Source organism: Eubacterium sp. Marseille-QA0814 (assembly GCF_965119675.1).
Taxonomy (GTDB): Bacteria; Bacillota; Clostridia; order Lachnospirales; family Lachnospiraceae; genus Eubacterium_G.
Genome location: NZ_CBCPMG010000001.1, coordinates 1,495,129 through 1,510,509, shown reverse-complemented (window position 1 = coordinate 1,510,509; position 15,381 = coordinate 1,495,129). Strand labels below are relative to the sequence as shown.

Here is a 15,381-nt window from a genome sequence, read left to right as displayed (position 1 = left end):
GGCTTATGCTAAAATAGAAAATAATTATGGGTTTTTGTACCTATTTGAAAAAATGCTGAGGTATAAGGTGTATGTTAAATAACGAAAAAATTACTTTAATGACAAAATTGTCACTATACGAACAGAAAAATGGAAAAAAAGAAATAAAATCAAGCAAGTATTTTAAAAGTGATTATATGTTATTAAAAATGGTAAGTTCATTTTTTTGTATAACATTTGCTTACTTACTTTGCTTAGCATTATGGATTATGTACAGCTCAGACAGAATGATATCCACGCTGACAACTACAGGAAAAATAATAGCATTGGTTACTGTTTTAGTAATTGTTTACATTGCAGCAACTGTGGTGTACATGATGTTTAGTTATGCATTTTTTTCACATAAGTTTAGGAAAACAAGAAAGAACCTTAAAGAATACAACGGAGATTTGAAAACACTCCATAGAATACAAGAGTTAGAATATGATGCGATTATTAATGAATTAGAAGAAGGAGGCAGGGAAGAATAATGACATCCCTTATTGAGTTAAAAGAGAAGATTAAAAATTTTTATGGTAGTTATGAATTTGTAGTTAGACCAATTATAAGATTCCTTGCCGGATTGATTTCATTACTACTTATAAAGGCAAACGTAGGTTATATGGATTTGTTATCCTCATGGATTGTAGTGCTTGGCGTAGCTGTTATATGCGCATTCCTTCCTTGGGGAACCATTACTTTAGTTTTGGCTGTGGATATAGTTATGAATATATTTGCAGTATCTGTGGAACTTGGTGGTATGGTTGCAATCATAATGATAATTATGTTTTTGCTATTTTTCAGATTTTCACCAAAACAGGGGATGCTTTTAGTATTTGTGCCTTTGGCATTTTTCTTAAAAATCCCTTATATAGTACCTATTATTGCCGGTTTGGTTTGTACTCCGGCAGCAGTTGTTTCGGTTATATTTGGAACAATTATCTACTATATAATTTATATAATTAGTGAGAATCTTTCTGCTTTAACAGGAAGCTCAAGGGGAGCAATAAGCACTGCAAACATTAATTCAATTATTAATATGATTAACAGTAACACTGAAATGATTTTGGCAATTATAGCCTTTACAATTACAACATTGGTAGTTTATTCAATTAAAAGATTATCAATTGACAATGCGTGGACAATTGCCATAATTACGGGAAGTGTGCTTGAATTTGTTGTTATTTTAGTTGGCAATTTAGTCTTAAAAAATGACAATTCAGTTGCATGGACGGTCATCGGAACACTTATTTCATTGGTGATTGCCTTTGTAGTGCAGTTCTTTGTATTTTCAGTGGACTATTCAAGAACTGAGCATACACAGTTTGAAGATGATGAGTATTACTATTACGTTAAGGCTGTACCAAAGATGAATGTGGCAGCACCTGAGATGAATGTAAAGAGAATCAATGCTCAAAGAAGAAAAAAAGGAAAAGGAAACAAGAGAGCTTAATTTAATACTTTTTATGGGACAGCAAAAAGTTTACTTATATTTCATAAAATAAATATATTTAAGTGAAATAAATATGTTGGTGGAAAAGTATAATTAAGTAATAATATAGATATTTATTGGTTTTGAATAAGAAGAAAGGAGAGAACAGTGGGAACAGCATTAGATTATATACATAATTTTTTTGAAAAATATCTTACAATTCCGGAGATATATCCAAGTGATATTTTTGAAATTGTCATTATTTCCGTACTTTGCTATTATGTAATCTTATGGTTTAGAAAAAGTAGAGCCTGGACTTTACTAAAGGGAATTTTTATGATTGTTATTTTTATGGTAATAACAACTATTTTCCACCTCACAACTCTTCAATGGATTATAAATAAAACATTAAGTGCAGGAATAATAGCAATTGTAATAATTTTCCAGCCTGAACTTCGTAGAGCGTTGGAAGAATTAGGAAAGAAAAATGTATTCTTCAAATTGTTCAAATTAGGAAATAATTTAGAAGGTGAGAGATTTAGTGACAAGACAATCGAAGAAATTACAAGAGCAACTCTCGAAATGGCAAAGGTAAAAACTGGAGCGTTGATGGTAATTTCAAGAGATCACGACTTAAGCCAGTATATTGAAACAGGAATCAGACTGGACGCAAGAATTACAAGCCAGTTGCTTGTAAATATCTTTGAGAAGAACACACCATTACACGATGGTGCAGTTGTTATTGAAGGAGACAGAATTACAGCGGCAACATGTTATTTGCCATTATCAGACAGCATATCCTTAAGCAAGGATTTAGGTACAAGACATAGAGCAGGACTAGGCTTAAGCGAAGTTAGTGACTGTGTTGTTATTATTGTGTCTGAAGAAAATGGTAGTATTTCCATTGCAAGAGATGGCAAGCTTATAAGATATGCAGACACCGCAGTATTGAAAAATGAATTAATAAAGGCCCAGGACAAAGTTGAAACAAAAGATAAGAAGAAATTTTGGAAAGGAAGGGACCGCAATGAAAAAAATGATCATGAAGATTAAAGAATCATTAACACATAATGTAGGCGTTAAAATTGTTGCGGTGATTATTGCCACATTAATTTGGCTTACTGTAATAAATATAACTGACCCTGAAAAAACTGTAGTTATATATGGTGTACCGGTAACGGTGACACATGAAGAGGCTATTAGTGATTTGGATATGGTATATGAAGTTAAAAACAATAAATATGTAAACATAACTATTTCAGGCAAAAGATCTGTTGTTGGAAAATTATCAGCAGATGATTTTAAGGCTATTGCTTCTTTAAAGGAACTATCAAAAGTTAATTCAGTTCCAATTGAAGTATCAGCTAAGCAGGGCTCAATTGCCAGAAAAGTGACCATTGAGAAACAGTCTATGCAAACTTTGATGGTTAATGTTGAACAGATAGAAAAGCAGAATTTTGATGTTCATGTTGAGTATAGCGGAAGTGCTGCTTCAGGCTATGTAGCAAATGGTTATACCCTTTCAAAGAATACTATTTCTATTAAGGCACCTACTTCAATATTGAAGAATATTTCAAAGGTAGTGGCTGAATGTGAACTAGAAGGCAATAGTACAACCTTTACAAAGAAATGCCCATTAGTTATGTATGACAATGATGGTAATGTTATCAAAACAGGTCATGTAACAATGTCCAGCAAAAAAGTTGAGGTAACAGTAGATATTGCCCAGGAAAAAGAAGTACCTGTTGAACTTGGAAAAATTGGCAATCCACCTGAAGGCTATGAAGTAAAGAGCACCTTGCTTTCAACAAACAAAGTTAAGTTAGTTGGTAGCAGTGATGTGTTAGCTACAATTGATAAGATAACATTAAGTGATGATATTGATATATCAAAAGAAACTGAAAATTATTCAAAAACTATTGATTTAACAAAATACATTCCTGAAGGAGTAACTATTTCAGATGGTTCTAACGTTACAGTTGAAATAGAAATAAGTAAATTAGCAACTAAGAAAATTACTATAAAATCTTCAAATATTAAAATTATAAATGAAGATAATACTAACGCTAAGGTATTAGATAGTGTTAAGTTCACAGTGCAGGGTGATAGTGATGCAATATCTAAACTAAAAACAAGTGATATTACGGCAACTATCAATGTAGAAAAGTTAGCAACAGGAAAACATAATGTTGTAGTTCAGCTAACTTTACCTGACAAAGTAATTGTAACTGAAGAGGTAAAGGTACCGGTTGAAATTAAAGAAAAAGATGTTACAGCAACCGGTAAAGAGTAAACAGGAGGAAAGGTTTTATGAGTACAATTTTAGTAGCAGGTGGCGCAGGTTATATTGGAAGTCATACTTGTGTTGAATTATTAAATGCAGGTTATGATGTAGTAGTTGTGGACAATTTAAGTAATTCTTCAAAGGAATCACTTAACAGAGTTAAACAGATTACAGGAAAAGACGTAAAATTCTATGAGGCAGATGTTGCAGACCAGCCAAAGATGAGAGAAATCTTTGAAGAAAATAAAATTTTTGCAGTAATCAATTTTGCAGGCTTAAAAGCAGTAGGCGAGTCTGTAGAAAAGCCATTAGAATATTATAAGAATAATATTTCAGGAACAATAAATATGTGTGAAGTTATGAGAGAATATGGTGTTAAGAATATTATATTCAGCTCATCAGCAACAGTTTACGGTGATCCTGAAGAAGTACCTATTACAGAAGAATGTCCAAAGGGCCAGTGTACAAATCCTTATGGTTGGACAAAGTCAATGCTTGAGCAGATTTTAACAGATATTCAGAAAGCAGATCCTGAATGGAATGTTATTTTACTTCGTTACTTTAATCCAATTGGTGCACATAAGAGTGGCTTAATGGGTGAAGATCCAAATGGTATACCAAACAATTTAATGCCTTATGTAATGAAGGTTGCAATTGGTCAGTTGCCACAGGTTAATGTTTTTGGAAATGATTATCCAACACCTGATGGCACAGGCGTAAGAGATTACATCCATGTTGTAGATTTAGCAGACGGTCATGTTAAGGCAATTAAGAAGATTGAAGAAAATCCTGGTCTTAAGATTTACAACTTAGGTACAGGAAAAGGATACAGCGTACTTGATGTAATTAACAATGTAAGTAAGGCTGTAGGAAAAGAAATTCCGTATGTAATTGCACCAAGAAGAGCAGGCGATATTGCTGAATGTTATTCAGATGCAACATTAGCTAAGGAAGAACTTGGCTGGGAAGCTAAAAACGGAATCAAGGAAATGTGCGAAGATTCATGGAATTGGCAGAAAAAGAATCCAAATGGATATAATGATAAATAAATAAATAAAAAACATATGATAGGAGAAAGCCGGTGAGTTCTAATAAGACTATTAAAAATCCAGGTAAACAATTAAAAAAACTAAAGATATTCAGAAGAATAATGACTACCTTAGAAGTGATTTTTGGAATAATTTTTATTTCAGTTGCAGTGGTTATGTTTGTACCAGGTGTTAAAACAGAATTGGTAAAAGCAGCAGCAACAACTTCTATAGGAAAGAAGTTTATATCCTGGATGGGAAGCAAGGCGTATGCAGACAGCGTATTAGATAAGAATTTTAACAGCAAGAATTTAAAGACTAACAAATTAAAATACAACTATTCACAGGAATACACAAACTTTGTTTTGTTTGGTGTAGATTCAAGAGAAGGTGAAGTTGACACATCAAACAGTGATTCTATTTTAATTGTTAGTATTCACAACACAACAAAAGAAGTTAAGATGGTATCTGTTTACAGAGACACAATGCTTGGAATTTGTGACAAGACAGGAACAATTAACCAATATTTCAAAGTTAATTCAGCATATTCTTACGGTGGTCCGGAAGGAGCCATTAACACTTTGAATTTGAATTTAGATTTGGATTTGAAAGATTATGTAACAGTTAACTTTGGTGGAGTTGCAGACATCATTACAAAATTAGGTGGTATAACAGTTAATTTAACTGACGATGAACTTGCACAGCTTAACCACCATTTAAAGAGTACAATTAGCTCAACAGGTCGGTATGCACCACAGGTTGCACACAGCGGAAAAAATATTAAGTTAAATGGAATACAGGCAACAACATATTGTAGAATACGAAAAGCAACATTCTACGATCCAAAGACAGGCGAACCTGTTTCAGACGATTTCGGAAGAGCAGCACGTCAGCGTTCTGTAATGGAAAAATTAGTAGAAAAAGCTAAAAAAGCCGGCGTAAGCGAACTTCAGGGAATGGTTGAAACAGTATTAAATGATAAAAATGCAAAGGGACAGATTATTACAACAAGTTTTAAATTTGATGAAATTGTTAATTTGTTACCAATCATTTTTGATTTTAAGTTGTCAGGAAGTACAGGTTTCCCATCAACATTACAGACAGGAACATTTGATGGCACAAGTTATGTTGTGGCAAGTGGTTTAAGCAATAATGTTTCTAAATTGCATGAGTATCTTTATGGTGAAAAGAATTATGTTCCTACAGAGAATGTTAATTCTGTAGATTATGCAGTAACTTCAAAAACAGGAATTAGTGAAAACAGCGCAGGATTTAATCCAACAGAAAAAGTAGATGGAACTTCTACTTCTAAAGATGGCAAGCAGCCGGAAACAACTGAAAGTAGCTTTGAATATGATGACAAAGGAAAAAGTGATTTTTACTAAAACGTTTTATTTTAACATTTAAAACACAAAATAATCACATATCGACTTTATACTTCTAGATATACGATAAACAATAAAGTGTGAAAGGAGATTGGTTACCATGTCAGAGCAGAATACAAACGGATATTATGAAAACGGTGACAATAATAATTACTATCAGAATCAGGATAACAATAATTATTATAACAACCAGGACAGCAACCAAAATAATGGACAGAACAACAAAAAAAATAATAAAGGAATGATAGCAGTAATAATAGCTGTAGCAGCAGTAGTTATTATAGTTGGATGTACTGCAGCAATTACTTTTATTTTAGGCGTAAACTCAGGGACAACAAATATTTCATCAACAAAGGAAACAACTGCTGAGAAGTATGCTGATATAGGATCAACTAATTCTACTGATACTTCAGATTCATCAAGTACGTCAGGTTCAGTTGTTGTAACAGATGTATCAAAAGTGGTTAGTAACACAATGCCATCAATTGTTGCAATTACAAGTACAACAGTTATGCAGTCAAATAATTATGATTCAATTTATGATTATTACTTTGGCGGCGGTGATGGAAACAGCAAAGGTAGCACATACGAACAGCAGGCAGCAGGTTCAGGAATTATTGTTGACCAGACAGATAGCGAATTATTAATCGTAACTAACAACCATGTAATCGAAGGTGCTGACAGCTTAAAGATTCAGTTTGATGGCATGAGTTCAGACAAGGCAGTTGACGGTTATATTAAAGGAACAGACTCAACTAAGGACGTTGCAGTAGTAGCAGTTAAGTTAAAAGATATACCAAAGGCTACTTTAAATACAATTAAGAAAGCAACATTAGGAGATTCAGACAAGGTAAGCGTTGGCGAAGGCGTTGTTGCCATTGGTAATGCATTAGGATATGGCCAGTCAGTTACAACAGGTATCGTTAGTGCTAAGGATAGAGAAGCAAATATTGAAAATAAAACAATGAAGCTTTTACAGACAGATGCAGCTATTAACGGTGGTAACAGTGGTGGAGCATTATTAAACTCAAAAGGTGAAGTTATTGGAATAAACGTTGCAAAATATTCATCAAGTGGTTCATCAACAAGTGCCAGTGTAGAAGGAATGGGATTTGCAATTCCTATTACATCAGTTAAGAGCATCATCAGCAATCTTGAAACAAAGACAACAAGACAGAAATTAGCTGTCGACAAGCAGGGATATCTTGGTATAACAAGTAAGTATGATGTAACATCAGATATTTCAGAAGCATATCAGATGCCAACAGGTGTTTATGTATATGAAACAACAAAGAACGGCCCTGCAGACAAGGCAGGAATCCAGTCTGGTGACATTATTAGAAAATTTGATGGTCAGGAAGTAGATTCAATGGAATCACTTCAGAGCATTATTCAATACTACCAGCCGGGAGAAAAGATTAAAGTTACTATTGCCTACGCAAGTGGAAGAACTTACAAGGAAAAAGAAGTTACAGTAACACTTGGAAAGAAAAGCGATGTAACAAATTCAGAAACTCAGGCAGAGCAGTAAATTACAATGAGAAATCACAAATTTACAATTTCTTATTAGAATTTAATTGAAACTTGCATCTTGAGTGAGAGTTGGTAATAGAATTCATTATTTAAATATATCATATGTGGAAAAAGATTAAGTTAGTTCAGAAAAAAATGAATAACTTAGTCTTTTTCTGTATTAAAAAATGTGATAAACTCCATAGGTGAAAAAGACAAAAAGAGAGGTACTTATATGAGCGATAAGGATTTAGATAAAGAACTTGAAAAAAATGAGAATGAAATTAATGAATCACAGGATAAGAATGCTGATAAAAAAGTAACTGAACAACAGAGCAGTGATAATAATTCTCAAAGTGAAGACAACAAGGAAGATGAATATGAAAAAATTTGTTATGTATGTAGAAGACCTGAAAGCAAAGCAGGTAAAATGATAGATATGCCGGGAGGCATTTGTGTATGTGCAGACTGCCTTCAGAAAAGTTTTGACAGTTTTCAGAATATGGGAATGGGAATGAATGTAAAAATTAGTGATGAAGATTTGAAGAATCTTTTAAATATGCCGGGCATACACATGATGAACCCTGAGGATTTTAAAAGGGAAATTCCTAATAAACAGAAGTTAAAGAAAAAGAAAAAAAGTGAAGAAAGCAAACCGATATTTGATATAAATAAAATTCCTGCACCTCATATTATAAAAGAAAAACTGGATGATTATGTAATTGGTCAGGACTATGCAAAGAAAGTAATGTCTGTTGCAGTATACAACCACTACAAGAGAGTTGCAACAAACACAATGGACGAAATCGAAATTGAAAAATCTAATATGTTAATGATAGGACCTACAGGTTGTGGTAAAACATATTTGGTTAAAACTTTAGCAAAATTATTGGATGTGCCACTAGCCATAACAGATGCTACATCTCTTACAGAGGCCGGATACATTGGCGATGATATAGAAAGCGTTATATCAAAACTTCTTGCAGCAGCAGATAACGATGTGGAAAGAGCAGAAACAGGTATTGTCTTCATTGATGAAATTGATAAGATTGCCAAGAAAGATTCAGCCAGAAGTCGTGATGTAAGTGGTGAGTCTGTTCAGCAGGGGATGTTGAAGCTTTTAGAAGGTAGCGAAGTGGAAGTACCTGTTGGTGCAACAAGCAAAAATGCAATGGTGCCACTTGCAACAGTTAATACAAAAAACATTCTGTTTATATGTGGCGGTGCTTTCCCTGATTTAGAGGGTATTATTAAAGAACGTTTGAACAAACAATCAGCAATTGGTTTCTTAGGCGACTTAAGCGACAAATACGACAATGATAAGTCTGTAATGAAAAAAGTAACAGGAGAAGATTTAAGAAAATTTGGTATGATACCGGAATTTCTTGGAAGACTTCCGATTGTATTTACTTTAGATGGATTAAGCGAGGAAATGCTTGTAAAGATTCTTACAGAGCCAAAGAATGCTATTATTAAACAGTATCAAAAACTCCTTGAACTTGATGAAGTAAAACTTGAATTTACAGAAGGAGCACTTAAAACAATTGCGAAAAAGGCAATTGAAAAAGACACAGGTGCAAGAGCATTAAGATCTATTATTGAAGAATTTATGTTGGATATAATGTACGAAATTCCAAAGGATCCACACATTGGAACAGTTACAGTAACAGAGGAATATATTAACGGAACAGGCGGACCTAAAATTGGAATGCGTGGACAGGATTTAATAGAATAAAAAAATAAGGAGGCTGTCGCTTAGCGGCAGTCTTTTATTGTGGAGACTTATTGGAACAAAAGAAAATAATAAAAAAAGAGTATGCATATATGGAAAAAAATGGTAATATTTAAGTACATTAAAAGTGAACGGAGAAATAGAAAATGGGATGTGAAAGGCTTGAATTTTATAATTAAAAAGTATATGTAATACTAAATTAACCTAACCACAGTCCCTTTATAAAGAGATTGTGGTTTTTTTTGTGAAGATTTTACCAAAAGGAGGAAGAACTATGAGAAGAAGAAAAACTAAAGTAATGGCTGTAGCACTGTTGTGTATGACAGTTGGGATAACAACAAGCGGGAATTTGAAAGTGTATGCAAGTGAAAAAAGTACTACTAATAAAGATATTCTTGAGATGGAAAGAACGGAAGAATTAGAGGAAGAAGAATATCTAAGCAGAATAGAAAAGGAGTTCTTTAATACACCAGATAATGCACAGGAAAATATTGACTTAACAATTAACGAAGAAAAACAGAAAGTATCAAATTATAATAACAATTCAAGAGCAAGTTCATCTACTCTGAAAATTCATTTTATACCAATTGGTAATGGAACAAATGGTGAAAAAAGAGGAGACGCAATATTTATTGAATGCGATGGAGAGTATGCATTAATAGACGCGGGACTAAAGGGAAATAATTGCAATACATATTTGAATGAATTTATGAAAGGAAAAGGCCTTAGTAAAATTAATTTAAAATGTGCTGTATTAACACACCATCATGCGGATCATTTTGGAGGATTTTGCAATATTGCAGATAATAGCAAGATTACAGTAAGTAAATTTTATGAACCAAAAGTACATACAAAACATGCTCCATTTATTGGAAAGAATGGGAAAATTATTGATTCAGGATGTGGAGCACAATCATATTCAACTTTTAAGGACAAAATAAAGTCTAAGTGGAGTTGTGATGTGATTCCTACATTGAGCACTGACAGTAGTAAGATTGATAATGTTGCAAACAATGAAACAAAAACAGTAAAAGTAAAAATAGGAACAGCAACACTGCATATGTATAAAATACTAACAGAAACAGCAGATGATAATAATTGGAATGCATCGAAGTTTGAAAATAACCGTTCTATATTATGTAGAATTGATTTTGCTGGCAAGAGAATTTTATTGACAGGTGATGTGTATATGGAAATGATACAACGCTTTCAAAAACTAGGAGCAAAAATGGGAAATAAAAATGTTCAATTGGCCGCAAATGACTTAAAAATTCAACACCATGGTATTTTGTCTACATTTAACGATACTATAAAAAGTCAATACACTGATGGATTCAAGGCAAATAGATTTGTTATATCTAATTCGAGAAAAGAACCAGATGCAAATGGAACTAATGGTTGGGGAACAGGTGCTATTGATAGAAATACTTTCTTGAAAAGTAAATATGGAAGTAGTTGTATAAAATCGACAGCATATGGTGCACAAGTATTTACATATATAAATTAAAAAAAGGAAAGTTGAAATAAAAAAGCAAAAAATATAAAAAAACTTTTAATGACTGCAATAAAATAGTATTACATTACGTATAATAGTTAAACATAAAAAGAAGGAGGAGAGGACCATGAAAAAAGTAACTAAAAAAATGTTATCTGTTATGTTGGCATTTGCACTGGCAATAACAGCAACAGGAGAATGGGGGCTTAAGTTATCAGCAGCAGAAACAAAAAATGTTGAGGAACTTACTAACATTGAGAATATGGAAGAAAACGTAACATATACACAAATGTATTTGGACGAAAACTATATTGGACCTATACCTGATATGACAAATTTGAAAAACATTGTTGTATCTGAGGATAATCCAAAGTACAAAGTTGTTGAGGGAGCCTTAGTATCAAAGGACGGAAAGAGATTATATGGTTACCCAAAACAAAAAGAACTTTCAGAATTTACTGTACCTGATACCATTGAAAGTATTTGGAACGGTGCATTTGCAGGAACAAAATTAAGTAAGATTACATTTACAGACAATATTAAGGAAATTAAAGAAGGAGCTTTTGCTTTAACTGAAATTCAGGATGTTGTTATTCCTAAAAATGTGACAAAGATTAACGATGGAACTTTTAGTGGATGCAAGAAATTAAAGACAGTTAATTTAAATAATGTAACTGTTATTGGTGACAATGCTTTTAAATCATGTGAATTACTTGAAAAAATTGACCTTAGTAAGATTAAGAAAATAGGTGAATATGGATTCAGTGGCACAGGAATTAAATCAGTTAATTTAAAGGCAGGCATGAAACTTGGAAAGATGGCATTTGACACAAATGTTAAATTAAACTACAACAAAACTTTTACAAGCATTAAACCATATCTTCTGAGCTACAAGAGATGGAATAAAATTACAGGTGCAAAAGGTTATCAGGTAACAATAAAAGTAATTGATGAAAATGCTCCTAAAAATAAGGTTTACATTAAATCTACACTTAAGGGTAACAAGCTTAGCAAGAAATTACAAAAGAAAGTGCTTAAAGTTAATGCAAAAATTAATGGCAGTGAAATAATTAATTTCCAAGTAAAAATTAGAGGCTATAAACTTAAGAAAAACAAAAAAGTTTATACAAAATGGAGCACATATAGAAGCAAATATGCAGTTGTTGATTAACAAAATTTATTTGCAGGAGAATAATTTCTTAATAGGAGAAAGCTTATTTGCAGATGAATAACTTCTTAATAAAAGTAAGTTTATTTTCAGACGGACAATTTATTAGTAGAAGTAAGGAATATAAAATGAATTTAGTGTAGTAGAGAGGAGGGCTTGAATATGAAGAAGTATATGAAGAAAATAATGATATTTGTTTTAGCACTGGCATTAGTTATTGAACCACAGATGGTAAAGGCAAGTAAATATGTGGGCAAGGAAGTAAACATCAACGACTATTTAAAGAATACAGATGACGTGCTTTATTCTAAGCTATATATTGACAAGGATTATACAGGAGAATTACCTGATGGTGACAGCATTGATTCACATTTGAAATATTTAGACAAAGTAACTGTGGCGGAGGATAATCCGAAATATAAATCAATAGATGGTGTTGTGTACTCAAAAGATGGAAAACAGCTATTACTATATCCGGCAGCAAAGAATGAAGAAGGAACTTTTGAAGTACCAAAGGAAGTAACAGAAATCGGGAAATATGCATTTAACGATGCAAAAATCAGTCATATTACTTTAAATGATAATATTGAGAAAATCAACGCATTAGCATTTCGTAAAAGTGAAATTGAAGAGTTTAAGGTACCCGCAAAAATAACTGAGTTAGACGATGCAATTTTCAGTGGCTGCCAGAAGTTAAAAGAAGTTGATTTGAATAATGTTACTAAGGTTGGAGAACTTACATTTCTTGAATGTACAAATTTGAAGAAAGTAGTAGGTGACAAGATTGCAACTGTAGGCGAAATGGCTTTCTATGGAAATCAAAAATTGACAACAATTAATTTAGAAAAAGCAACTGATATCGGTAAGCAGGCTTTTGAAAATTGTGTGGCACTTAAGAAGATTGATTTAAAGAGTGTAAAGACTATTAAAGCAGGAGCTTTCCATAAGACAAAAATAGCCAGTGTCACTTTGAAACCGGGCTTAAAGCTTGAAGAGAAAGCACTTGATAGCACAACTAAGATTAAATATAAGGCGAACTTCAATAAGATTAAACCATATTTGTTATATGGTACAACATGGAATGCAGTTTCAGGAGCTAAAGGCTATCAGGTACAGGTAACAGTTTATGGAAAAACTAAAAAGAGCAAAAAGACTTTGAAGGTTAATCAGAAAGCTCAGTATGTCGGTGCTTACACTAAACTTGGAAAGCAGATAACTGCAACAGCCAAGAAGCTGAAAGTGAAAACAGCAGCTAAGTGCAAAATAAAAATAAGAGCATATAAGTACAAGGGCAAGAAAAAGATTTACACAAAGTGGAGCAAAACTAATGAATTTCTATTTAAATAGAAACATTCAATGGAGCTGTGGCAAATGTGATTTGCCATGGCTCTTTTCGCATAAATATGGATGTATAAATGTTTTTTTAGAAAATATAATGTAAAGAATTATTTATGTAGGGAGTTACAATGGCAGATTGTAGAGAACGTATAATGTCCGAGGAATATGGGGATTATATTGTAGAGTTTGATGGTAGAGGAGAAAATGCAATTGAACAATACAGGGACTACTGTCCGCAAATAATTGGGGACAGATATTTTGTAGTAAACGAGAACTTGGAAAACATAGACAGTTTTGAACAACGGGACTATCCTTATACGGCAATACCAAAATTGTACGGCTTAATGGATTCTACTTCCGTTTCTGCAACGGGTGCAGTAAGACTGCAAAATCAGACAGGTTTTGAACTGACGGGGAGAGGCGTGATAGTTGGTTTTATTGATACGGGGATTGAGTATACAAATGATGTTTTTAAAAATTCAGTTGGAAGAACAAGGATAATTAATATATGGGATCAAACCGTTAATAGCGGGAATCCACCTGAAGGTTTTTTATATGGAACGGAATATGGTATGGAGGAAATAAACGAAGCTTTAGAAAATGAGAATCCGTTGGAAATTGTCAACCATACAGATGAAAACGGTCATGGAACTTTTTTGGCTGGTGTTGCCTGCGGAAGTTATAATGAGCAGCAGGATTTTATTGGAAGTGCACCGGAAAGTGTAATTGCCATGGTTAAATTAAAACCGGCAAAAAGATATTTAAAGGAATATTATTTAGTTGAAAATGATGAAATTGCTTTTCAGGAAAATGACATTATGCTGGCGGCAGCTTATTTAAGGAGCCTTAGGATTAAATATGATATGCCACTTGTAATTGTGCTTGGACTGGGGAGTGCTAATGGTGATAGGGCAGGAGGAACACCGGGGGCAAGATTTTTAAGCGATTTAGGAAAATACATTGGTGAATGTGTTGTTGTTCCTACAGGAAATGAAAGTAATGAACGTTTGCACTATCAAGGGAAAATCTTAGAGGATGAAACAGACGATGTGGAAATACAGGTAGGTGAAAATGCCAGAGGTTTTGTTTTGGAATTGTGGGCAAATTCCCCGGATATTTTTTCGGTAGGATTTACTTCTCCATTGGGAGAAAACATTCCAAGAATCCCCTCAAGAAAGGGCACAAGTGAGCGAGTAAGTTTCCTTTTGGAAAATACTGTAATTGAGGTTTTTTACAAACTTGTGGAATTCGGTAGTGGAAAAGAACTTATTTTTATGAGAGTGATAAATCCAACACCAGGCATTTGGACCATAAAAGTTTATGGAAGTAATATTCTTAATGGCGAGTTTAATATATGGACAAATTTAAGGCAGTATATGGTTAATGATACTTATTTTCTAAAACCTAATCCTGACACGACGCTGACAGTTCCATCAAGTGCCACAGGAGTTATATCGGTAGGGGGATATGATAATTTTGCCAATAGTATTTACAGCAAATCCGGAAGGGGCTTTACAATTGATGATAGAGTGAAGCCTGACATGGTAGCACCTGCGGTAAATGTTTTTGGACCGTCTGTGGGAAGAGAGGCAATACTACAGGGTGGTTTTACAAGAAAAACAGGGACTTCGGTAAGTACAGCTTTGGTTGCCGGTTGTTGCGCACAAATGTTTCAGTGGGGAATTGTAAATGGCAATGATCCTTATATGAATGGAATATCGGTGAAGAATTATTTAATCAGGGGAGCAAGGCGAGAAAGGAATATAGACTATCCAAACAGACAGTGGGGGTACGGCGAGGTGGATGTTTTTAACAGTTTTCTTATATTAACAAGAAGTTAAATGGACTGATTTCAGGTAAAGCAAGAGGAGCAGTTTTCCAAAACAATGTAAGTTATGTGCTTTTTTAATAATGTAAGATGTGTTGCCACTTAATAGTATTCGTGTTAAAATATGAAAAGATTAAAGAGAAAATTATTATGTTTTGGAG

General features: G+C 33.3%; 12 protein-coding genes. All 12 read left to right on the top strand.

Going from position 1 to position 15,381, the window contains the following annotated elements; translation table 11 throughout:
- Positions 1–71 precede the first annotated feature (71 nt).
- Entirely contained in the window at positions 72–509 is a 438-nt protein-coding gene (locus tag ACQY63_RS06990; RefSeq protein ID WP_302689279.1) for a hypothetical protein, read from the top strand.
- Positions 509–1,471: a hypothetical protein gene (locus tag ACQY63_RS06985; protein WP_302689280.1), complete on the top strand. Its 963-nt coding sequence runs from the start codon at positions 509–511 to the stop codon at positions 1,469–1,471. Before ACQY63_RS06990 ends, ACQY63_RS06985 begins: the two co-directional genes overlap by 1 nt.
- A 147-nt stretch (positions 1,472–1,618) precedes the next feature.
- Complete coding sequence (cdaA, locus tag ACQY63_RS06980; RefSeq protein WP_022164767.1) at positions 1,619–2,503, top strand: diadenylate cyclase CdaA; 885 nt, start codon at positions 1,619–1,621, stop codon at positions 2,501–2,503.
- Positions 2,478–3,743 (top strand): CdaR family protein, encoded by a 1,266-nt coding sequence (locus ACQY63_RS06975; protein ID WP_022164768.1) that lies wholly within the window; start codon positions 2,478–2,480, stop codon positions 3,741–3,743. Before cdaA ends, ACQY63_RS06975 begins: the two co-directional genes overlap by 26 nt.
- Positions 3,744–3,760: 17 nt before the next feature.
- Complete coding sequence (galE, locus tag ACQY63_RS06970) at positions 3,761–4,783, top strand: UDP-glucose 4-epimerase GalE (RefSeq protein ID WP_022164769.1); 1,023 nt, start codon at positions 3,761–3,763, stop codon at positions 4,781–4,783.
- Positions 4,784–4,815: 32 nt separating this feature from the next.
- Positions 4,816–6,147, top strand: a complete 1,332-nt coding sequence (locus ACQY63_RS06965; protein WP_428244927.1) for an LCP family protein — start codon at positions 4,816–4,818, stop codon at positions 6,145–6,147.
- 100 nt (positions 6,148–6,247) lie between these two features.
- The gene (locus ACQY63_RS06960; protein ID WP_428244926.1) at positions 6,248–7,678 is read left to right on the top strand and encodes a S1C family serine protease; all 1,431 of its coding nucleotides are present in this window, start codon (positions 6,248–6,250) and stop codon (positions 7,676–7,678) included.
- Positions 7,679–7,894: 216 nt separating this feature from the next.
- The gene (gene clpX / locus ACQY63_RS06955) at positions 7,895–9,394 is read left to right on the top strand and encodes an ATP-dependent Clp protease ATP-binding subunit ClpX (protein WP_022164773.1); all 1,500 of its coding nucleotides are present in this window, start codon (positions 7,895–7,897) and stop codon (positions 9,392–9,394) included.
- 271 nt (positions 9,395–9,665) lie between these two features.
- Positions 9,666–10,898: an MBL fold metallo-hydrolase gene (locus ACQY63_RS06950; RefSeq protein ID WP_022164774.1), complete on the top strand. Its 1,233-nt coding sequence runs from the start codon at positions 9,666–9,668 to the stop codon at positions 10,896–10,898.
- Between the two features lie 115 nt (positions 10,899–11,013).
- The gene (locus ACQY63_RS06945) at positions 11,014–12,057 is read left to right on the top strand and encodes a leucine-rich repeat domain-containing protein (RefSeq protein WP_022164775.1); all 1,044 of its coding nucleotides are present in this window, start codon (positions 11,014–11,016) and stop codon (positions 12,055–12,057) included.
- A gap of 159 nt (positions 12,058–12,216) precedes the next feature.
- Positions 12,217–13,401 carry a leucine-rich repeat domain-containing protein gene (locus ACQY63_RS06940; protein WP_022164776.1) on the top strand — a complete coding sequence of 395 codons (1,185 nt, stop codon included), beginning with the start codon at positions 12,217–12,219 and terminating at the stop codon, positions 13,399–13,401.
- A gap of 119 nt (positions 13,402–13,520) precedes the next feature.
- Complete coding sequence (locus ACQY63_RS06935) at positions 13,521–15,233, top strand: S8 family peptidase (RefSeq protein ID WP_428244925.1); 1,713 nt, start codon at positions 13,521–13,523, stop codon at positions 15,231–15,233.
- Positions 15,234–15,381 lie beyond the last annotated feature (148 nt).